The following is a 20,554-nucleotide window of genomic DNA, read 5'->3' as shown; positions in this document are numbered from 1 at the left end:
GGTGAATTTTGAAGTGAACTATTCCATTTCGTAAAGGGTCACATGCATTTTTCTCTGAGCAACCCAAGCTTTTATAACAACAGGCTTGCTGCGGTTATTCACGAATCGCAAATCTTTGTCCGTATAGATCGTGGCATCACGCCCCGGTGCGATGTAAGCCACCGGTTTGCTGTGGGCATGTCTCTCTGTGACCTGCAACCCGGCGTCAAGAAGGCTGCTGTACAGTGTGGATGACACTTGACACATCCCTCCTCCTAGCTCCTGGGTAAGGATACCTCCGTCTCCATAAACGATCCCCTCCTTAAATCCTTTGTCCTTCGTGGGTTGACCTATAAATTTGTTAAAAGACCAATCTTGACCTGGCTTTACGACAGTATTATTGACATATTCTGCCGTGATCTCGATATTTCGCACACGACCGGGTTTTATATCGAGAATTGGTGTCGACGAGGTCGCAAGCAAACGTGAATGGTTAGGTGGGTTTGCAACCACATCATCATAGCGAATAAGCGGTTTCATCGGCATCACCACGGCTTCCACTTTCTCGTTCGGCTTGGCCTCAAGCACGCGCCGCACCGTTTCGACAACATTAATTTTAAATCCCTCACGGTCGTGGACCAGTTCTTTTTGTTCAGGGATTTTATGAGCATCTACTGCAGGGATCTCGGATGCCCGAGCCATCTGGTTGATGATGCTGCTAACTTCTTCAGCCGTTAGGCCCGACAGATCCTTTCCGTTCAGGGTTACACCGACTTGGACGTGTGCGACACGAGCAGTGTTTGGGTTTGTAGTTTCTCTCTGCGTATTCTGGCCGACAGAACCTGGCGACAGATAAGAGTGAGACGACGAACAACCGATCAAACAAATTCCTGTCAGGAAAAGGACAGACCAATTGATTCTTGACACAATGATCCCTCCTTGACAGTATTGTTAACCCGTTCTTCGTTTTTATCCGACATTGTACAAAATATGGATTTGAACCTAGCAATTCTTGTTCGATATACTGGCATCGTAAAGGAGGTTAACATAATGCGAAAATACATGAGGATCCTGATTGCAGGAATGGGTTTAGTGATCATGCTCTCAGGTGGATATATGGCGATAGATAAAACAAAAGCCCAAGCGAATGCCCAAACTCATCCTGCCCAACGCACGACAGTGGTGAAAAGCAACCCTACCAGTGAAGAAGTGCTTCGTTCTTTTCCCCATGAAGAGGTGATGATAGGACAAGCATCTACGCAACTTCCGGCTTCAAAGAGCTACGTGACAAACATTCAAATTGCGAGCAATGCCATTAACAATCAAGTAGTGCAACCTGGTGAAACATTTTCATTTAACAAAGTGACCGGGTTTCCTACGGCTGATAAGGGTTACCAACCTGGCCCAGGCATCTCTAACGGTCAGGTGGTACAAATGCTGGGAGGAGGTATCTGCCAAGTTTCCACCACGTTATACGACAGTGTATTGAACGCCAACCTTGAAGTAGTTGAACGGTATCCCCACAGTCTTCCAGTTAGCTACGTGCCAAGGGGAAAGGACGCAATGGTGTATATAGAAGAGGGTTACGATTTTCAGTTTAAGAATACAACGACAGAACCTGTTATCATTAAAAGTTCACTTCAGGGTGGAAAACTGGTCGTTACACTTTGGGAGCAGAAGAGTCACAGCAGTAGTGCAGCATTATAAACCTGCAGGCACCCCAAACTGTCGAGTTAATTATTGTTTTTTATGATTTTAAATGAATACCGTCAGTCGTAAAAAACAATTGAACGGATAGTATCTGTAAAAGTAAAGATAGCCCTTCCATTAGCCCAGGCCGCCTATCTCATCGCTGAAACGGATTCATGCCAGTGGCTTCATGAGTGTTTTCGTGACCGGGCTAATGATCGATAACGACTCATGGTTCAATTTGACCATTCTGCCGAAGCAGGAGCATACGGCATATGACTTCATTGACACGCGCCTTGAAACTACGGAAGCTAATTTTTATCCTCCTGGGGAGTCAAGTTGATTTTAAAGTTCTTGTAAAGCCTCTTGATCGCACTTATAAACATTTTTCTCGCCCGCCCGCTCACCGTACTGTCTTGCCTCTTACCGGATCGAAATGCGAATGGCAGAAGAATTAAGTTTTATTTATGTTCTGGACTCGTGAGACGGGAGAGATGCTGCGGCTCTGGTTGGCATCGTAGCAAGTTCCGGCTTATCGGAAGGCGGTTTAATGTCCGCGATCGTCCTTGTAGCGAACCTGTCGACCTTGCTACTGCAGGCGAGCACCACACCAGCCGTCGCGAAGAAGCTCCGCCTCCTGGAAGAGATACAATAACAGTAAAAAACTAGACTTCTTATAAAGTAAGAGGATGCAGGCACTTACATCCACATCCTCTTACTTTATTCCCAGTACTTGTTCATTGCGTTTCAAGTTCAGCAACTCTCTGTGCTTGTCATACACAAACTGGTTCACGCCTGGAATTTTGTTTTCGCCAACACCATCTACTTCTCAATCGCCTTCTCCCTGAGTTGGCTCAGGTTGGCCAGTACATCCTGCACCACTTGATATCTAGAGATTGTCGGTTGAACCTGAGTCAATGTCTTTATGTGAATGGAATTGATAGCTATGTCCACAATAAAATTCTGAGGAGGGATTTTGTTGAGAGAGGATAAACAAGAGGTATTAGAGCAACAACGTAAAGAACTTCTCAAATACAAAGATCAAATGTTCAAAAGTATGAGACCTGATGAAGCCGAAGACAAAGGTCATCATCTCTCTGAAACTTTAGATGAGAAGTTCGACATTCAGAAAGGAGATTGGGATTCAGGATCTTATTAACCAAACGAAACCCTGGCTCTAGGCCGGGGTCTTCGTTTTCTCCATCACAACATGCTTCTCAATCGCTTGCTCCACGATCTGCTCAAACTGTCCGATCGAACCGACTGCCTTCTCTTTGAGTGGCCCTAGGTTGGCGAGTACATCCTACACACGGCCACCTGCTTCACGCTGGCCGCTGTCTCTTTCTTGAACAGTCTATGCGCTTTAAGTTGAATACAATGCGGCTATTTACGTCTTGGTCGACCGATTCTTCAATTATCACGTGAGGTTGCCATCTTCCCAAAAAAACATTTGATTGCAATGTTACAGCAAAATTATTATCAATATTCACATCCTTTTAACAAAAACAAGTGTATTATCATTAACATTCTCAAGTATACTGTCTACGAGTATCGATCATAGAATCGATACATATGTGAAGAGTGAGGTGAAAACATGAAATTTCATCCGATTTTTGGTCACACGTTAGCGAACGATAAAATGTTTCCTCATCCATTATTACTGAACGCACCAGTTGTTCATGTCAAAGCGTTAATCCAAGCAGTTGAAGATGATGTTATTATTCACGGAGTTGCCCACCACCACTTGCTCATCAATAATATCGAGGTCATTACCATTCATGGTGAAGATGAGTCCAATGTTTCTGACGAAGCATTCGTTGCAATACGTTACGGAGACAATATGGGTTTAAGTGGACCCATCGAAGGCCTAGAAGAGGGCCAAGAAATTGAACTACAAGGTGAATATATCGACAAAAATCACGTATATGAGTCAATTGGTAATCCTGGTGATCCTGTAATCCATTTTACACACCATCCCGTTGGATTTGTCATTTATAAAGGTATCCGTTATGAGTAATTCCCAAATACGACTACAACACATTGTAAAACCCCGGCATTACGCGGGGGGATGAGTTCAAAAAGCTCCTTCGCACTATGTAACAATGGTATAACTTTTGCCTCGATACGCTCGATCGCTCCGCTAAAACCAACCACAGCTCCTGCAATGCCTGTAATGACTGCAGTCATATCCATAGTTCATGTTAAAGTTTATAGCTGTACTTGGAACGTTGAACAACGCAACGAATAAAAGATCATTTTGGCATTGTTATGAGGGCGGGGGAACCTACGGAGAGAGTGGTCTGAGGGAAAGGGAGTCCGGGATACCTGTTGCAACGTTGTTGTACGGGCCATGCAAACAGCACTGATCTCCATTGCACCCAGCCATCGCAACTGGAAACAAATGAGGAGTCAGCGGAGCATCTTTGAAAAAGGTAGGGTTGCTATAGAGCAACTAAGTCAATTTAGCAGAGCTATGTAGGATAAGGGATTATTAAAGGTATTAGGGTAGCTGAATGGATATACAAACGGATAGTCAAACAGATTTATAAATAGGTAGCCTAATGGGTAGTCACTAGCTCATGATAAAGACAGGAAAAAATGTATTTATTCTCCAGGGATAAAAAAGTACATTTGGGGTATTTGTGTATTTTGTATAAAACAAATCAACAAATAGAGTGAGATCATATGCATAAAAAGACGCCTCTTGGTAGCTTAGGAGGCGCCTTTTTATTGGAGGTGGAGGTTATACCCGTTGGGCAGTGGTATTCCTTCCGGATTACTAAATTATATGAATCTACTTCAAAAACGTGCGGTCAAGCTTTCCGCTACTGCTGATTTTTCAAGTAATTTATCAAAAATAGACTTGATGCCAATGATACTTGTCTGTTTCGGGAGCCATTTTGCATGCATTAACTGTTATAGCTGAAAAGGTAAAGGAGGGATTCAAAATGGATGGAGTATTTGGTGGTTTCACTCGTTGGGCAGTCGTTTTCTTGATCATCTTTGTATTGTTCATTCTTTTAATTCCCACTTACACCACCGTTTGTAGGACAGTTCCAGTTTACTAGTAACTAAAAAGGTCTAGATCAGTATTTCGGTGGAAAGGGGGAAAAACAATGGATGGATGTTTCGGACCATTCACACGTTGGGCTGTTGTGTTTCTGATCATCTTTGTTTTATTCTTCTTGCTCGTTCCAGGTTACTCTGGTGCTGCTCCTGCAGCAGCAGCCCCTTACTCGTGCTAAATTGTAATGTCCTTGGTGTTTCTCTCACTGGAGTACCGTATTAAAGAAGTTTTTTTAAAGAAAGGAGACAGTATCATGTACGGAACATTCGGTGGTTTTACTCGTTGGGCAGTAGTATTCCTAATCATTTTCGTGCTGTTTATCCTGCTCATTCCTGGAACCTACTAATCTCCATAAATACAGAAATAAAAAATTCCTTCTGAACGCCTCTGTAGATTCGTCTACAGAGGCGGTGTGACTGTATATAATTCGTCCCCTTTTTTTGGTGTTTGCTCAAACCAGGAGCATGATTGTGGGCTATTTAGTTTCTGGGAGGTGAGTCTATGAGTGTGAGTCCAGCATATTGCAGAAGCCTTCTCGGACAGTGGGTAGAATGTCATTCGGCATACGGAGTACATTATGGTATCTTGCATGAAGTTCGTCCGGACGGAATTGTTCTTGCAATGCCTCGTGGAAGAATGACAGGAGTCGTTGGTGAATCAGAAGACCTGAAAGTAAAATACACGGATCATTCGTTAAAACCGGATTACGAGACTGTCCAATTTTTTAGCCCCTTTTTCAACCCATTCTTCTTTATACCCTTCTTCCTACTCTTCGCTCTTAGACGACGATTTTTTTAGTTAATTGAATCATTTTCACGGGGAGTAATTTTTTAACTCCTCTTTTTTTATTTAATTAGATTCATTTCGTTCACCAATAAGATTCATTGTTTTTATAAATAATACTTCCCTCAATAATTTAAATATTTCGCGCGTTTCCTCTTGATTTCTTACGATTTCAAATTCGAAGGTAGTTTGTGTTTATCTATGTTTTTGAATAAATGTAGGAAAATGGTCATTGAGAATGTAGCGGAACAGAGGGGTGATCCCTTTTTGTTAAAAAATGTATGATCGCACATTGGATCTCCACATGTACCCTTGTGGTTTACCCTCCCATGTCTCACTGGGTCCATTCTCTCGGCCCTTACATTCCTTCGTTCTACCTATCAAGGGGTGGAGGCCAGGTATGCTCCTTTACTGGGTCTTTGCCCTGATGGTATAATTCAATCCCAGCTTCTCCGTGCTTCCTTGTTTTTCATTTGAAATCGTTCGCTTAAAGAGTCAGACGCAGACGATCTGCAAGAAGTTAAGCTGCATTCTGTAACATGTTTTTCCGTATAGAACTTAATACTTCCTGTGCATCGTAAGACAACCTTTTACGTCCTAAACAAAAGAGGATTCGGACGATTTTTCCGCATATGGCGATGATGGACTGTTTCTTTTTTAACGGATTTTGTGGGCGAGTGGTTAAATATTGATGCAGGGTTTTCAATTGTTCGTTTTTGGCGACGAGTACCATAGCGCACTTAAAAAGCAAGGATCGCAGGCGAGGCCGGCCTCTTTTGGTGATCCTCGTTTTCCCTTTATGTTTGCCCGAACTGTTTTCTTTGAGATTCAGCCCTGCGAACCGAATGATTTGTCGCCCATCCTCATAGGAAGAAAGATCCCCTACTTCCGCTAAAAAGCCTGCTACAGTTACCCATCCCACCCCAGGTACGGTCATCATTTCCTTGGTACCGGGGATCTGTTCAAGAAGTTGCTGAATTCTCTGCATCAGATCTTCCATTTGCCTACAGAGCATTTCGTATTGCTCCAGGAGAATCTTTAACTCGAATCGGCCGGATTCAATCCCTTCCGTGAGACCAATCGATTGCTTGGCATGATGAATGAGACAGTCTGCTCTTTTCCGGCCTACGGCCCGTTTCACTGCCGTCTTCCAAACAGCAACAATCTCATCTGGGCTCATATTCACCACATCTTGTGGAAAGGGGAATTTTTTCAGAGTTAACAGAGACGCTTTCCCTTCCCAATCTTTAAAGACCTGGATATACTCTGGGAAGAAGCGATCCAACCAGTTATGAATCCTCCCCTTCACACGATTGAGATCTCCAATCAATCGATTCCGTTGAACCATGGCCACACGGAGTTCTGCGTAGATATCCGTCGGAAGATGGGGCTCCGTGTATCGCCCGTCCTTGATGAGTCTGGCGATGACGGCAGCATCTTTTTTATCGTTCTTGGTCGGAGAATTATCGTCGAGCTCTTTGCTCTTCTTCACGTGATGAGGATTGACCAGAACGACTTTGATCCCGTGCTTACGCAGAAACTGGGCTAAGGGCATCCAGTAATGGCCTGTCGGCTCTAAGCCAAAGAGGACGTTTTATTTGTCGTGGAGATCCTTGAGCGTATTCAGCCAATGCAGGAGACTCATAAGTCCATGCCGTGTGTTTTCAAAAGTGCAAGGCTTACCAAGCTCAACCCCACGTAAATCCATGGCACGGGCAATATGCGTTTTCTTAGCGATATCTGCCCCAACAACTAACGTTGATTCTGTGATTTGCAGAATTCGTTGATTCGTTTTATACTTCATATGGAGTACCTCCTCTGTTATTTAGGGGTCATCGCTGCAGCTTGACACCCAGTATGTTAACAGGAGGTACTTTTCTTTTCCAAAGTAAATCTTTTTTCGTTACAGGAATGCTCCTTTCACTTAAATACTAGTATAGGACGGACCAAGTGGATTGGACATTAGGTAGAATATTCCAGTCAAAGCAGTCGTTTAAATCTACTCAATATCATATAGTGTCTACAGTTACGGAATGGTTTGTCACACCAGGTCGTTCCCTTAATGAATCTTTGCGGGTCGTAAACAGGAGACAGTTTGAACCTCCAACTTATTTCACCTGGAACTTGAATAAAGCCTTCATACCTATCGTATTCACCGAATGTTGAAGGAGAAGGCAACCCATCCGCATGAATGCTCACACTTTCTCGTTCTCACCAAGGATTATTCGGTTTAAATCCTTTGACTATTTCCTTACTATATATGGCTTTGTTTCCATCTTTTAATTGGTATGTATAGTCAATAGCTTCTTTTCTTATTGTTAGTCCATACTTTGAAGGATTAATCTTAACCATAAAATGATTTTCGGGCTGATACTCATTTAAGTATTCAATTTCAAAACGATCGTTTATCTCACCTTCCAAATCACTAAACTTTCCAAATTGGTGTGTGAATGCCACTGGCGGTAATTTTGTTGGTAATTTCGGGAGCCGTTACACGATATGTTGTTAACACCACATCTGCTGATAAAGGATGTATGTCAAAATCATAAAGGGTCATTTCCCGCACACTTAGTCTACCCTCACCAATACAATCCTTTTTATACCAAATATTACCAGAAATTCCAAATTCGAAGAAATCGTCTGCGAGTAACTTTTCTAGTTCTGCTGGAGATGTACGAATTTCAGGTTCTAACAACTGCTTCTCTAATTGACATAAATGCTCTTTAAATGAAGATTGATCCTCCATTTCTAGACCCTCCTACTGCCCAACAGCCTGTTTAATTTTGTATATATTTTGCTCTCGAGAGTAATAAGGATGATTTATATTGAAACATCAAATTCTTTAACATAAACAGCATTACCTGTAATCTCGATCTCGTACTGTCCATTACTTCTTTTTACTGTTACTCCGATTCTGCCATCCCCTCCAATTTCCTGACCTTGTTCAATCAAAAGGTTTAATGAAGAATCAGACTCCCTATTTATTTTTCGGTAAGGTCTTCTCCATCAAAAACTGCTCCCGCTGGATTCCTCATATTAGGAATACTACTGAAAGCGTCGTAATGATAAACATTTTTTGCTTTCACAAGAACACCTCCAGATTAATTTCTATTATCAAATATCATAACAAAATTTTTAAAATTTTGCGTCGACTATAATCGTAACTGTTTTGTTCAGCATTACTGCCCGTTAGCACAACAGGCTGACAATATCTATTTAATTTGTGTATATTTAGCTCTCGATTTCCGTTAGTTGAACAAGTAATCGAGCAAAATCAATGTTTTATTATATTTCTTTTTTATTCAGTTCTATATATTCAGGGGTTTCCATTAACCTTTCAAAAAACAGTCTTTTCGCCGATCTATAATCATCCATATCTTTACCTTCATATTGCCTTTTCAGCTCATTGTACTGTTTTCTATACATTGGGTTGTTTAATAAAACATCCCTAATTTTATAAAATATATCGTGTTCAGAACCGATTACAGTCAATTGAACTCCTAATGGTGGGTCAAAAGTGTCATCCTTAAAGGCTCTGAAACAATCCGTTTGTATGCTACCGTCATTAAGTTCATATAACTTAGTCAATGTTTTTACAGCATCAGGAAACACATCAGCAGTTACGCGAACCTGAATATCCAAATCTCCTTTTGTTATAGTACCCGGAATTGCTGTGCTTCCGACATGTTGAACATCTGCATCAGGTAATAACTCTTTAATTCGTTCTTTTTGTTGTTTGAAAAGAATTTCAACTTTATCATAAAAAAACTTAACATCAGAAAAAAATACATTCTCCATATAAATCCCACCTCAATGTAAGGGTAAACTAAGAACCGCCCCATGAGTGATCCTTAGTGGGGGAGCTGTTTTGCCCCTCCACAGTGATTACTCCCGATTCTGATAAATATTATTACGAACAAGCTGCATAAAAATAGATGGATTATCCAGTGGTTCAAAACCATATTGTGCATACAAAGAATGTGCATCGTTTGTTGCCAACATAAATCTACGGACAGTCTGAAGTTGGGGATGTTCTATAATTATACTCATTAACCATTTTGATAAACCTAACCCACGAAAAGGCTTTAGAACGAATACATCAGCTAAATATGCAAATCTAGATAAATCTGAAATCACTCTTCCAAAACCGATGAGATGTGCTTGTCCAATTGTTGGGTCTCCTTTATAAATTCCAAAACATAGAGGAGTATTTTTAATTGATTCAATAACAACTTCTCTGGGGATTCCATTCGCCCAATATGATTCCTTATTCAAGAAATTAAATATTACATCTATATCCAAGTAATTCTTTTCAGTAGAGATCGAAAATTCATCTCTTTTCCATAAAGTCGGGATATTGCCCATTTTCTCCCTTCCTTTTCCTTTTTAAAGAAATTTTATCACGTGAAGATATTTTCAGTAAAATTATCGATTATTGCGTTAAACTGTCCGTTAGTGTAGTCTCGCAAACAGAAGAGCAAAATACCCTCTTCTCCACTCACGATTCCCGATAATTAAATAAGGGATATTGGATTTAACAAGATAGAGGTAAAATAACACCTATTTCTTTAAGCATCTCAAAGGCAAACCGAGCATTTGGGTATGTAATCGATCCACCTGCAATAACTCCCACTTTAATTGCTTCTATGATTTCCTCTTTACTTGCTCCTTCCTTCACACGATCAAGTCCATATTTGTGTGTAAAATCTTTCGATCATATGTAGCCTAGCGAATATGAGTGAGCCATTTTCTTAATTAACTTTATTTTTGGGAAATTTCCGTATCATCAAATAAACTCCATATACTACTGAGAATAATAATAAAAGTATGATAATAAAAGCAATAATTTGAAAGATGAGAGTTCCCTATTGAATCTCCATAATTCTTTTCCTCATTAGAGTATTAACAAAAGACTGGTCATTTGTCGGGCATTCATCAATCCTCCTATCGTTCAATTTATTCATATAATCGCTTTTCGATTCCCACTTTTCTGTATTCTGAATGTACACCAATAAAATGAATATACGCTTGGTTGGGATAGGTTTGCGACACAAATCCAATTAAAAAGCCGATAATTTGATCGTCCCTTTCAGCAACAAAACTTGTATCTTGGAAGTGCTGAAAAAACAGTTTTGGTAACATGTCAGCCATATGCCGACCGCCCCGCCAGTCGTCAATCATCGATATTACGGGTACATAATCGAATTCACGCACATGTCGCAGGATCATATTCCTTCTCCTTTCATGTCTCAAGGAAGAATCTCGACTTTCTTCTCTGTCTGTTTCGTATCAAGCAATATCCACCAAAAAATCGAATAAACCGCCCTTGATGTTGAGGCGGTTCATTGTTTCTATTTCAAGTCCACAAAATTCGAGTGATCATTCCACATGCATTCAAATTGATCTTCTCACTGCTTAGCCATATCAGTATCATGGTTTACAATAAGCACTTCGTCATTTGTTGTGCTGGCAGCGGTTGTGTAGTTGAACGATCTGGTGGTCACGACTGACTTGGCTTCTCTGCAATGGTGACTTTCAGATGCATTAAACCTTTGAGTGTGTTTTCATTGATCGGGATCCCCTTCTCGCGGAGCATCTTCAATTCCTGCTCTTTGAATTTATTCTGTACCTCTTGTTGATCCGTGATGATACGTACATGTACTCCAATCTCATGCGCCTTCTCGATCGCTTTCACAATGTCAGGCTGGGTCAAACTGTAGATCGCAATATCAAGGCACGATTTGGCTCCATTGATCACTTCAATGAGTTTTTTCTCCGGATGTTGAGCTTGCGTGAAGGCCCATTCCACTTCTGATTTTTCGGATGCTTTCGCGTTATTTTCGCCTGCACCGACACTTTATGCTGTACTATGAGCTGTTAAAAGCGAGATAGCCAAAAGAGGAATAATCAGATTTGTATTATGCATATAACCCCTCCACTCCCAATGTAAAACACATTTCATTAAGCTTGGATGAAGTTAATATGTAATTCCTTATGTAAGAGCACGATGGGTGGGACGTTGCTGTAGATTTCAATGCTTCGGTTTCCTCGTACAAGAAGATTGGCAAGCCGAATTACACCAACCGGACAGGTTTATCACGCGGCTACTAGCGCGGATATGGCACGATTCGTTCAGATGTGCAAACAAGCAGATTTTCTCACGTATCCTGGTGCGACATACAGCATTGCATGAATGCTCATTTAAGGATTCGAACTACCGAATCCAAGTAATCTATTGATACTCATGACGTCTCGAAATGCACTGTGTTAGGATCAAGTGCAGTTTACGATAAAATTATTGTCACTTAATTTTCTTTTTGCCCAATTCAACTTGACTGTAATAACGAATCAATTCTCGAAGTAGTTTTTCACGTACTGGCTCACTAATATTGCACCATTTTAACCCATATTGGTAAATGGTGTGAATTTTATTTTTCCATACAACCTCTGCAACTAGCGTATATTGATTTTCTAATGAAAAAGAAACAATAACTCTTACATTCTCCGGAAAATCTAAATTTGTTAAAACTTTAGCTCCACCGGCTGAAATATTGACAAGAATACATTCGCCCCAGCTTGTTAAATTTCCCGCTATATCTAATCTAAATAAAACCTTTTCATTAATGGCTACTCGGAAGTATTCCCTTCTATTCTCCAAGTTCTCCGATATAGAAGTAATTTCGCTTTTTTTATTTATATCCCTCTTCTTCCTAAATATAGAAAACAATTATAATCCCTCCTATTGACCGAAAACAGATTCTATAATTTAGGAAAAAAATTAAACAGAAGGCCCATTGTGTTATGTAATTTTACAAAAATACCTATACTAATTATAAAGCTTCTGACTCCAAAAATCGACATATTTCGTCACTTTTTTACAACGAAAATTTCTCTAGTGCTTTATCTACCATGTCATCATTGATTCCTATATATCTCAAAGTTATTGAAGGACTAGAATGACCAAAAATATATTGCAACATAGCAACATCCTTCGTTTGTTGGTAAAAATGATACCCAAAAGTTTTGCGAAGAGTATGTGTACCGATTGCTCCTTCAACTCCACAAGCTTTTGCCGCATTGTGAATGATTTGCCACGCTTGAACCCTGCTAATTGGCTTATTTCCTTTTTGTGATGGAAATAAATACTCAGAATCAGCCATTCTGTACGTGTATTTCTCAATTTCACTTTTTAAAGCCGGAGTTATGATAGTTTTTCTAATGTTTCCGGTCTTTTTTTCTTTGATTATTAAATACTTGGTGTATTTAACATCCATGACTCGTAAGGGCAAAATATCGCTTATTCTAAGCCCAGAATTAATTCCAAAAACAAACAAAAAGTAATCACGATAGGATCGTCGGAGTAAATAATTTTTTATTTCCATAATTTTTTCCATATCTCGAATTGGTTCAACCGCGTTTACTCCATGTTTGTTAGACACTGACTCCACCTCAAAATGTTAGATTAAATCAATAATAAAATTCAATATGTTATATTAACAATCCTACTATATTATTCAATAACAATAAATAATCCTTATGATTTCAGGGTATAAGATCAATATATTTTTATTCTACGTAAATCTAACAAAATGGGCCTTTTGTTAGATTTTTATAATACTTAGTTTACATTTTATAAAATTTAATCACTCGTAAACATCTCGTGAAATACCTTTCAGAGTGTCCCAACTCTTTTCTGGATGCCCTATACGATATCGGGCTACTTCAGATGATTCAAAGGTACACACGTACACGATCATAGCCACACTGCCGAACGAGCTTGTTAGCGAGATCCACGACCGTATGCCGGTGATCTTCGGCCGGAAGATAAGGTGATCAAGTTGGATAGGGAGAAGTAGGACATGGAGTTGCTTCAGTCGAGTCTTGTGACTTTCCCAGCTGAAGAGAAGGGTACTTATCCTGTATCGCCGATGGTGAGGAATGTGAAGAATGATTCGCTGGAGTGTATAAGAGGTTAAATAACAGGTATTTTGAACTATTGATTAGGAAAAACAAGCCATCCCGATTGTCGAGGCGGTTTATTGGTTGGATCACGACAAGCACTTCATCATTTTTTGTGCTGGCTGCGGTTGTGTAATTGAACGATCTGTTTGCGTGCTAAGCATATCCCACCTCTTAGCTGCGGTGTCTATTCGTCTATTCGACTAAGTGTAAACCTTGTACCATCAGTACTTTTTCTATACGCTGGAACTTCCTTACACGAACGTTTCGTAGTTTTCTCGTCGTCTTCGATTCAAAGGTAACGATGGAGCTTTTCGATTACACCGCCTCGACTTGCGGCTTGTTAGCGAGTACCTCATCCTCCCCATTTGCATCGATACGTCTCCTGCCCACACACTAGTTTTCGATAATAAAAGTACGTTCCTACAACGAGGCATCCGTCTGCCTCCGTAAAATTTGCAAAGTGCTTCTTTACGGTCTTTAAACATCCTTCCGTTATTCATCCACGCCATTCATCGGTCGCCTCCGTTTATCGAATTTCTTGGAGCTAATCTCCGCAGAAGGATAAGCACGAGGCGGCGAATAATCGCCTCGCTCAGGTTACACTCTTGGCTCGGGGCTTGGCTGCATGGCGGCGTAGTTCATTTCTAACTATCGTTTTCCTTCTGCGTTAATAATCTTCTATATACCCGATGCGTAACCGAGGTTATGTAATAACCAAGGTAATCGGTCTTAAGTCTTATTCTTAAGTATCCGTATTATGTATCGGTAAATCCTGATTATCGACCGATACTTGAAAAAATCAACTGATAGGCCCATGATAAGAGCGGTTTATAGATTCCCGATAGTGGAATGAGGCAAATTCTATGATTTAGTTGGCGTTCCTTGATGAAAAAACATTTGCCACCTACCATCCCTAAATTTCCAAATTGAACTACGCAAAGTATATTGCATTCTTGTTTCATCCATTACACGATATGTTGTTAACACCACATCTTCTGACAAAGGATGTATGTCAAAATCATAAAGGGTCATTTCCCGCACACTAAGTCCACCCTCACCAATACAATCCTTTTTATACCGAATATTCCCTGAACTTCCAAACTCAAAGAAATCATCCGCGAGTAACTTTTCTAGTTCTGCTGGAGCTGTACGAATTTCAGGTTCTAACAACCGTTTCTCTAATTGACATAAATGCTCATTTATGGAAGATTGATTTTTCATTTTTAGACCCTCCCTCAATAATTTAAATATAATGAAACTTTAACAGAACCTTCGACCTAGAGAACGCAGAAAAGACGGATAGAGAACCGAGAGACGGTAGTCCCTCACTCGCAGGGATCCTCGTATGTTATCAATTATTCCTTCTACACTTATCCAGCTTTTCCTCTTTCTTGTCAAACCGTTGTTCATTTCGCTCTGTAGGTCGTTGAGGCTCTGGCGTAAAAACGTGGTGTACGCAGTGCTATCTCTATCTCAAACGGTGCGATCTCCTCTACCAGATCGCGGTAGGTCTGCGTGCAGGCAATGCCCCGTGCCTTCGACAATAACCAAGGTGTCATGCGGTCGCTCCATCTTCCAGTGACCTTCCGCATCGGGCCAGAACTTGTGAAATGTCCGCAATATCCCTGATACCCATATAATTAAAGTTTAAACCCGGTATTAGACCGTAAAAGACCTAAACTACACCGGGCTCATTTAAAGATAAACGTCACTTCGTTATTTTCAGCAAACGATTACAAGCGATACCACATGAACAACGATGTTTACCAAATAGTAAATGATAAGAAGGTGGGAATTCTCTGTTTACACGTTGCACTTCACGCGCAAATTCCCTCCTATTTTTTGGTACACGACGCAAAGAATTGGCTTTTGCTTGAGTATCAATATTCGCTCCCGGAGGAACGAACCGATTCGGAGGAATACGTACACCGTTTGTAACGACAGCGTTTGTTGAAATAAACGTTCCTTCCCCAACAAAGGCATTAAAGACAATGGATTTAAATCCAACAAACACTCTATTTCCAATAAAACAAGGGCCATGAACAAGAGCACCATGGGCGATCGTTACACCGTTTCCAATATATATTGAATATTTTTTGTTACCTACAGGAATTTGTTGATGAAGCAAACCATGTAAAATGACTCCATCTTGAATATTCGTATTCGAACCAATAAAAAATGGCGTTCCTTCATCCGCTCGAATGGTAGCGCTAGGCGCAATAAAAACGTTTTTCTTAATTGTCACATCCCCTATAACACTAGAAAATGGACTAAGAAAGGCTGTTCTGTTTATTTTTGGAAAATGATTGGTGGGATTAAACGATGTCCTTGGATTTGGGCTGATAAAACGTACAAACAAATTGAAGGGACCCTGAGGAACTTTTTTAGAAACGTTTTTCTTAATCCTTCTACGAGGTAAAGACATCGAACTTGTATTTATTTTTTTCACACTCGTTCAAACCCCTTTATCGTTTTGGACTGCGCGTATCCCCTTTTTGGCTCTCGTTTTAATGAATGCATGTTATTAAAATAAGGAAACGGACATCTGTACCAGGGATTAAACTTGGACATACTGCCCAGTTGTACGATACAACGAGAATCGTATTATGATAAGAACATATGTTCTTATCGCAGGTGATAATATGGACAATTTACGTAAATCAGCATTGATCCGTGAGCTATTGCGTTATGAGTTGATGTTGAAGACGATCGAGCAAGAAATGAGTCTTTCAAATCCTGTGTCTGATCTGAACGTATTTTGAGCTCGTTCAAAATAGTCATTAGTAAATAAAAAGTCTTTCTCATCGTGATTGATTATTGATCATTCATTAGCAGCTATTCAAAAAATTGTTATCTTCTAGTAATATTGTTGATAGAGCATGTATTTTATGGAAGGAGAAAAGAATGCAATGGGGGCAAGACGAAATCAACGGGTTCGAAAATTATTAGCTGTATTAAGTATTTCTTCACTCTTAACCACTGGAGTTTCATCAGTAAGTGAACATACTTATGCAGCTGACACAAGAGTGATAACAGCCACCACTCAACCGATTGTTTTCCAATTTAATGGTCAATGGGTAAGTCTTGGTAGTGATTATACGGCAATAAATTATAATGGTCGAATCTATGTACCCGCGAGATTTGTGGCTGAAAACATGGGGGCTAATGTAGTATGGGATGCTAGTAAACAAACCATTATTTTTACGAGCGGGTCATATCAATCAAATCACTCTTCTCCTTATAAAAACAATGAAGGTGAAAATAAATCAACCCAAATTACAGCGGTCACCCAGAATATTAAATTCATATTCAATGGAGTGGAAAAAAAATTAGGAAACGACTACGTAGCTATAAACTATAATGATCGAATTTATGTTCCTTTAAGATTCGTGGCTGAGAATTTAGGTTCCGTTGTTAGCTGGTATGATAATGGTTATACACAAAACATATGTATAAATTGGGCGAAACCGCCCGGTGACTCTCTATTAAAATATTTTGCAAGCATTCATCCAAACGAAACTATTGGTCTAGCTAAAACAGTCTGGTTTGATGATAATAAGCCTTATCTTGTTGTTGCAACAAAGCCAAACTGGACAAATCATATGATGGCATCAATATTTTTCGTATCTTCAGATCTTAAAATAAGTGAGTTTCCTTCAAAAATTGAATATCCCGTGGCGATTGAGACGATTCCGCAAAAGAACGGAAATTTGATTAGTGTATACGGAAACGCTGGAGCGCACACAAGTTTTGATTCCATCTTTTATTTAGAAAATGATCAGCCTTCTCTCTTAAAAGAATTTATGGGTAATAACGGAGTATTTACATGGCTACAGGATGGAGTACTTCATGTTCATGTTAGTAATCGTACATATAAATGGGATTTGGTGACTTCAGATGGTCGAAAAGATGATAGCTCCATAAATGACCTTTATCAATTCGATGACAGTTCTCTAACTTTTGATCAGATCGATAAATATCGAACCGGTGTATTTTATTTGTGGAACATGCAATCGAACTCTCGAGTAGATGCATCTTTCTCAGTTAGGTATATTAAATTTCTCTTAAGTGGTACTCAAAATGACTATCCGGCTTTTTGGTCACAGTCTGCTACTTCAAATTATGAAAGACTACGACCGTCTCTATCGTTTGTTAAAGATGATCAAGCCGATATCATCTCCATGCAAACAATAGCCGAAAATAACGATCATGCGGATTATCTATATCGTGCTAATGGACATTCCTTACTAATTTCTTTACGAAAAGATTCTACATGGCAGGTAACGGGATTTACGTTAGATCCTGATGCCCAAACAATATCACAGTTGATGAGTGGGTCAAATTCAAATTGATGGTATGTAAAAATCCCCGGGGATTTTCCGGGGATTCTTCTACTTTTATAATATGCTATTGGTTTCTTCATCAAATAAAAGTGCGTATACAACATCAACTCGGCGCAAATTCATCGTTTTATCTCCTCAGCATAAGTGCTCTGTTATTCAACATTCGATCCCGTTAGTGAAAAAGGCTTGGATGTTAACCAGTGGTTTTTAAGAGGTTATTAAATAAAAAATCCCAACCCAATAAAGTGGTTAGGACTAGGTTATCGAGATAGCATGTGAATATAACTACGGTCTTTTTTCAAGAGCAAGCTTAATTCCAAATGTCACAAGAACCAATCCCGATATTCCTTGAATGGCACGCTGCGTAGATGGTTTTTTCATCCACGTACAAATATTATCAATTAAGTACACATACAGTAAAAGCCAGATGGCTGTTAGAACTGTATAAGTCATTCCCATGAAAAGAAATTGCAAGAAGGGCTTGCTCCCTGGACTCAAAAATTGTGGAAGAAATGTAAGGAAAAAGACAGCTACTTTAGGATTAAGAAGGTTCGTAAGAAACCCTTGACGAAAGGTAGATTTGTTTTGATATTTAGTTTGCACATCACCATCTGAGGAAACTTCATTTCCCTTCTTTAAAGACCGCAACGATGTCACACCAAGATAAATAAGATAAACTGCACCAACATATTTAAAAACGGAAAACAACAAAGCGGATTTAACAATAATAGTCGAAAGCCCGAAAACCGCTGCTAAGGTATGGATAATAAGCCCTGAAGAAATACCTAAAACCGTTTTAAACCCACCTTCTCTTCCGTAAGTAATGGTGTTTTGCGTGGTTAATCCAGTATCAGGCCCAGGCAAAATAATAAGCAAAATTGACATGAGGACAAAGAGATAAACATTTTCCATTCAATTTCACTCCCGACATGAATTATCCTTCAATATAACACAAATGAATATCGTTTAGAATACAGAAGAAAACCCTGAATACTTTTCTGAGCGATATTGCCCGTTCGCGATACTTTGACGATAACGCGACTCTTCAAAGTATCGCCAAAGAGTTTGGTTGAACGTAATGGAATAAGTCGCGCAACATTTTTAAAACTGTTTTCTTTAAAGTTTGTTGTTTTCAATTCTAAAATAGTACTCTCTTGTAGCTAGTTGGTTTTGTCCATTGATTAGGATCGGTCCTGCTTTCTCGTATGTAAACCTCATATTTACTCTTTTTTCTTTAAGGATTTTTTCTGCTTCCTTGGCTGCAAAATGCACGATTATTTCGTTCTCTAGATCGGATGGGTCATTGGCTCCAACGACAACGATTAGTTGATCATCCTGCTGCTCCAAAAGTAAATGATTTCTTTGTCTCTGACATTCCAAAAACACAAGCCAAATCCCCTCAAAAACTTGCTCCTTATAGGTATTTGCGATCTCATATGTTATCGTTGCTTCACACAAAGCTTGGTCAATGATCGGGATCATAGATCTTACTAAATCAGTAATTTTACGTTTGAATTCCCCCATCGTGACATCTTTGTCAAAGCGGTAAGATGCCAGTCGTAGAAAACCATTAGTTAATTTCCACCCCTCTTCCCTCATCCAAAACTCTTGTTTCTCTAATTCTCTAAAAAAAGCACCCTTTCCTAACAGATACGTTTCACGGAACCATTCTGAACACTTCTTTAATTCTTTCTGTGTGTAGTATGGTAATGATTGATAGTGGAGTTGGAGTGAAAGATGTTCTTGATCCTTCTTGGTATCCCATTGCATCTCCAAATGAATATCGTAACAGGTGAGCCCATCTCCACCCTTTGTATCGTTTCTAATACCTTCCCAATGAGGCAAATGCCACTTTGCGAAAGGGATGAATGCACTTCCTCGGTTCCCTGTTATTCCAATATCCTTCAGAATTAAATCATTCATATCCAATTGTTCAATGAGACATGAAAATGTTCGTTCGGGAGTGATAAAGCCTTTTGTTCGATTCAGATACTCCAAGACAATGTCATTATCTTTAGGAGCCGGCCAATTATTATACTCCATTACTTTTTCTCTTAATTCCTCTAGGAGTAAAGACAATTTTCTGTCGGGTAAATCCGTAGGTATCAAAGATACGATTTGTGAGTAAGTCAATTTTTTAAAATTCTTTGACTTAGGCTTCTCTCCGTCAATGGTTAAATAGTAGTAATGGAATGTTGCTTCCTCAATTTCTAACAGTTCCTCTATTTTATTTTTGAATTCCTTCGATGAATAATTTTTTGTTTGGTCTTTTCCTTCGTGTGCAAGAATCTTATTCTCAATAACAATGATTATCTTTTCATCATGACTATAAAGAATGAGATCAGGAATATCTCTTCGATTCTTTTGCGAGACAGTCTTACGAGTCATCGATTTCCAATGAATTGAATGTTGCCCTTTCGCATTAAGGAGAAAATGAATTAAGTTTATTCTAAATTCAGGTAGGGTTTCAAAAGTATAACTAAGTAGATTCGTAAAGGAATCTTCCCGTAATCCAATTCCCAAAATTTCAAAAATGGATTCTTCCATACTCTTACATACCACCTCCACGAGTTTTAACAAAATTTTATGCTTGCAATGTTTCATGTTCAATACTCTCTGTTTAAGTTAGGGCTTGCTGAATAATAAAAAATTCTGTCAATCCTGCGAAGATCCAGAGTAATCAATATGAATTAAGTGGAAAGTAAATGAAAAGACCGCCTGGTAATCAGAC

Annotated in this window: 20 protein-coding genes and 2 pseudogenes; 7 read left to right on the top strand and 15 right to left on the bottom strand. The window is 39.5% G+C overall.

Annotation, left to right across the window (positions count from 1 at the left end):
• Nucleotides 1-18: 18 nt before the first annotated feature.
• Nucleotides 19-906 (bottom strand): VanW family protein, encoded by an 888-nt coding sequence (locus tag DNHGIG_RS14705; RefSeq protein WP_282200302.1) that lies wholly within the window; start codon nucleotides 904-906, stop codon nucleotides 19-21.
• A 123-nt stretch (nucleotides 907-1,029) separates the two neighbouring features.
• On the opposite strand from DNHGIG_RS14705, the gene DNHGIG_RS14700 reads away from it, so the two are divergent.
• The 5 genes from DNHGIG_RS14700 (at nucleotide 1,030) to DNHGIG_RS14680 (ending at nucleotide 5,533) form a co-directional block, all read left to right on the top strand.
• Nucleotides 1,030-1,686, top strand: coding sequence for a VanW family protein (locus tag DNHGIG_RS14700; protein WP_282200301.1), 657 nt, complete (start codon nucleotides 1,030-1,032; stop codon nucleotides 1,684-1,686).
• Nucleotides 1,687-2,647: 961 nt separating this feature from the next.
• On the top strand, nucleotides 2,648-2,827 hold the full coding sequence (locus DNHGIG_RS14695; protein ID WP_282200300.1) for a hypothetical protein: 180 nt from the start codon (nucleotides 2,648-2,650) through the stop codon (nucleotides 2,825-2,827).
• 435 nt (nucleotides 2,828-3,262) lie between these two features.
• Entirely contained in the window at nucleotides 3,263-3,685 is a 423-nt protein-coding gene (locus tag DNHGIG_RS14690; RefSeq protein ID WP_282200299.1) for a hypothetical protein, read from the top strand.
• Nucleotides 3,686-4,784: 1,099 nt separating this feature from the next.
• Nucleotides 4,785-4,913: a hypothetical protein gene (locus DNHGIG_RS14685; RefSeq protein WP_282200298.1), complete on the top strand. Its 129-nt coding sequence runs from the start codon at nucleotides 4,785-4,787 to the stop codon at nucleotides 4,911-4,913.
• Between the two features lie 323 nt (nucleotides 4,914-5,236).
• A complete protein-coding gene (locus DNHGIG_RS14680; RefSeq protein ID WP_282200297.1) occupies nucleotides 5,237-5,533 on the top strand; it encodes a hypothetical protein in 297 nt (98 codons plus the stop codon).
• A gap of 505 nt (nucleotides 5,534-6,038) precedes the next feature.
• Here DNHGIG_RS14680 and DNHGIG_RS14675 read toward each other — a convergent pair.
• The 10 genes and pseudogenes from DNHGIG_RS14675 to DNHGIG_RS14630 form a co-directional block, all read right to left on the bottom strand.
• Nucleotides 6,039-7,322, bottom strand: a pseudogene (locus DNHGIG_RS14675) (IS110 family RNA-guided transposase).
• 176 nt (nucleotides 7,323-7,498) lie between these two features.
• Entirely contained in the window at nucleotides 7,499-7,717 is a 219-nt protein-coding gene (locus DNHGIG_RS21220) for a YoqH family protein (RefSeq protein WP_500790170.1), read from the bottom strand.
• 12 nt (nucleotides 7,718-7,729) lie between these two features.
• Nucleotides 7,730-7,939 (bottom strand): hypothetical protein, encoded by a 210-nt coding sequence (locus DNHGIG_RS14665; RefSeq protein WP_282200296.1) that lies wholly within the window; start codon nucleotides 7,937-7,939, stop codon nucleotides 7,730-7,732.
• 4 nt (nucleotides 7,940-7,943) lie between these two features.
• Entirely contained in the window at nucleotides 7,944-8,264 is a 321-nt protein-coding gene (locus DNHGIG_RS14660; RefSeq protein WP_282200295.1) for a nuclear transport factor 2 family protein, read from the bottom strand.
• 539 nt (nucleotides 8,265-8,803) lie between these two features.
• Nucleotides 8,804-9,316 carry a GrpB family protein gene (locus DNHGIG_RS14655; protein ID WP_282200294.1) on the bottom strand — a complete coding sequence of 171 codons (513 nt, stop codon included), beginning with the start codon at nucleotides 9,314-9,316 and terminating at the stop codon, nucleotides 8,804-8,806.
• A gap of 87 nt (nucleotides 9,317-9,403) precedes the next feature.
• Nucleotides 9,404-9,883 (bottom strand): GNAT family N-acetyltransferase, encoded by a 480-nt coding sequence (locus DNHGIG_RS14650; protein WP_282200293.1) that lies wholly within the window; start codon nucleotides 9,881-9,883, stop codon nucleotides 9,404-9,406.
• Between the two features lie 597 nt (nucleotides 9,884-10,480).
• A pseudogene (locus DNHGIG_RS14645) lies at nucleotides 10,481-10,747 on the bottom strand (GNAT family N-acetyltransferase); the annotation flags it as partial.
• 271 nt (nucleotides 10,748-11,018) lie between these two features.
• Nucleotides 11,019-11,327: a phospholipase D-like domain-containing protein gene (locus DNHGIG_RS14640; protein WP_282200292.1), complete on the bottom strand. Its 309-nt coding sequence runs from the start codon at nucleotides 11,325-11,327 to the stop codon at nucleotides 11,019-11,021.
• A 492-nt stretch (nucleotides 11,328-11,819) separates the two neighbouring features.
• Complete coding sequence (locus DNHGIG_RS14635) at nucleotides 11,820-12,245, bottom strand: PilZ domain-containing protein (RefSeq protein WP_282200291.1); 426 nt, start codon at nucleotides 12,243-12,245, stop codon at nucleotides 11,820-11,822.
• 148 nt (nucleotides 12,246-12,393) lie between these two features.
• On the bottom strand, nucleotides 12,394-12,912 hold the full coding sequence (locus DNHGIG_RS14630) for a site-specific integrase (RefSeq protein ID WP_282201435.1): 519 nt from the start codon (nucleotides 12,910-12,912) through the stop codon (nucleotides 12,394-12,396).
• Between the two features lie 283 nt (nucleotides 12,913-13,195).
• Here DNHGIG_RS14630 and DNHGIG_RS14625 point away from each other — a divergent pair, with 283 nt between their 5' ends.
• Nucleotides 13,196-13,351, top strand: a complete 156-nt coding sequence (locus DNHGIG_RS14625) for an SOS response-associated peptidase family protein (protein WP_282200290.1) — start codon at nucleotides 13,196-13,198, stop codon at nucleotides 13,349-13,351.
• Between the two features lie 990 nt (nucleotides 13,352-14,341).
• On the opposite strand, the gene DNHGIG_RS14620 is transcribed toward DNHGIG_RS14625, so the two are convergent.
• Together DNHGIG_RS14620 and DNHGIG_RS14615 are read right to left on the bottom strand one after the other, a co-directional pair.
• On the bottom strand, nucleotides 14,342-14,701 hold the full coding sequence (locus tag DNHGIG_RS14620) for a nuclear transport factor 2 family protein (RefSeq protein WP_282200289.1): 360 nt from the start codon (nucleotides 14,699-14,701) through the stop codon (nucleotides 14,342-14,344).
• A 487-nt stretch (nucleotides 14,702-15,188) separates the two neighbouring features.
• Complete coding sequence (locus tag DNHGIG_RS14615; RefSeq protein WP_439647742.1) at nucleotides 15,189-15,929, bottom strand: LbetaH domain-containing protein; 741 nt, start codon at nucleotides 15,927-15,929, stop codon at nucleotides 15,189-15,191.
• 439 nt (nucleotides 15,930-16,368) lie between these two features.
• Here DNHGIG_RS14615 and DNHGIG_RS14610 point away from each other — a divergent pair, with 439 nt between their 5' ends.
• The gene (locus tag DNHGIG_RS14610; RefSeq protein WP_282200288.1) at nucleotides 16,369-17,832 is read left to right on the top strand and encodes a copper amine oxidase N-terminal domain-containing protein; all 1,464 of its coding nucleotides are present in this window, start codon (nucleotides 16,369-16,371) and stop codon (nucleotides 17,830-17,832) included.
• 276 nt (nucleotides 17,833-18,108) lie between these two features.
• Here the strand turns inward: DNHGIG_RS14610 and DNHGIG_RS14605 are convergent, their stop codons facing one another.
• Both DNHGIG_RS14605 and DNHGIG_RS14600 read right to left on the bottom strand, forming a co-directional pair.
• Nucleotides 18,109-18,735 carry a LysE family translocator gene (locus tag DNHGIG_RS14605; protein WP_282200287.1) on the bottom strand — a complete coding sequence of 209 codons (627 nt, stop codon included), beginning with the start codon at nucleotides 18,733-18,735 and terminating at the stop codon, nucleotides 18,109-18,111.
• Between the two features lie 204 nt (nucleotides 18,736-18,939).
• On the bottom strand, nucleotides 18,940-20,370 hold the full coding sequence (locus DNHGIG_RS14600; protein ID WP_282200286.1) for a PD-(D/E)XK nuclease family protein: 1,431 nt from the start codon (nucleotides 20,368-20,370) through the stop codon (nucleotides 18,940-18,942).
• Nucleotides 20,371-20,554: the final 184 nt, after the last annotated feature.

This window comes from Collibacillus ludicampi, from assembly GCF_023705585.1.
GTDB lineage: Bacteria > Bacillota > Bacilli > Tumebacillales > BOQE01 > Collibacillus > Collibacillus ludicampi.
This window is presented reverse-complemented; position numbering and strand designations above follow the sequence as displayed.

Bases quoted from the DNA above. Each gene is read 5' to 3' on its own strand.
- DNHGIG_RS14700 (WP_282200301.1), top strand. From the start codon at position 1,030: ATGCGAAAATACATGAGGATCCTGATTGCAGGAATGGGTTTAGTGATC.
- DNHGIG_RS14690 (WP_282200299.1), top strand. From the start codon at position 3,263: ATGAAATTTCATCCGATTTTTGGTCACACGTTAGCGAACGATAAAATG.
- DNHGIG_RS14685 (WP_282200298.1), top strand. From the start codon at position 4,785: ATGGATGGATGTTTCGGACCATTCACACGTTGGGCTGTTGTGTTTCTG.
- DNHGIG_RS14680 (WP_282200297.1), top strand. From the start codon at position 5,237: ATGAGTGTGAGTCCAGCATATTGCAGAAGCCTTCTCGGACAGTGGGTA.
- DNHGIG_RS14660 (WP_282200295.1), bottom strand. From the start codon at position 8,264: ATGGAGGATCAATCTTCATTTAAAGAGCATTTATGTCAATTAGAGAAG.
- DNHGIG_RS14655 (WP_282200294.1), bottom strand. From the start codon at position 9,316: ATGGAGAATGTATTTTTTTCTGATGTTAAGTTTTTTTATGATAAAGTT.
- DNHGIG_RS14650 (WP_282200293.1), bottom strand. From the start codon at position 9,883: ATGGGCAATATCCCGACTTTATGGAAAAGAGATGAATTTTCGATCTCT.
- DNHGIG_RS14630 (WP_282201435.1), bottom strand. From the start codon at position 12,912: ATGGAAAAAATTATGGAAATAAAAAATTATTTACTCCGACGATCCTAT.
- DNHGIG_RS14620 (WP_282200289.1), bottom strand. From the start codon at position 14,701: ATGAAAAATCAATCTTCCATAAATGAGCATTTATGTCAATTAGAGAAA.
- DNHGIG_RS14610 (WP_282200288.1), top strand. From the start codon at position 16,369: ATGGAAGGAGAAAAGAATGCAATGGGGGCAAGACGAAATCAACGGGTT.
- DNHGIG_RS14605 (WP_282200287.1), bottom strand. From the start codon at position 18,735: ATGGAAAATGTTTATCTCTTTGTCCTCATGTCAATTTTGCTTATTATT.
- DNHGIG_RS14600 (WP_282200286.1), bottom strand. From the start codon at position 20,370: ATGGAAGAATCCATTTTTGAAATTTTGGGAATTGGATTACGGGAAGAT.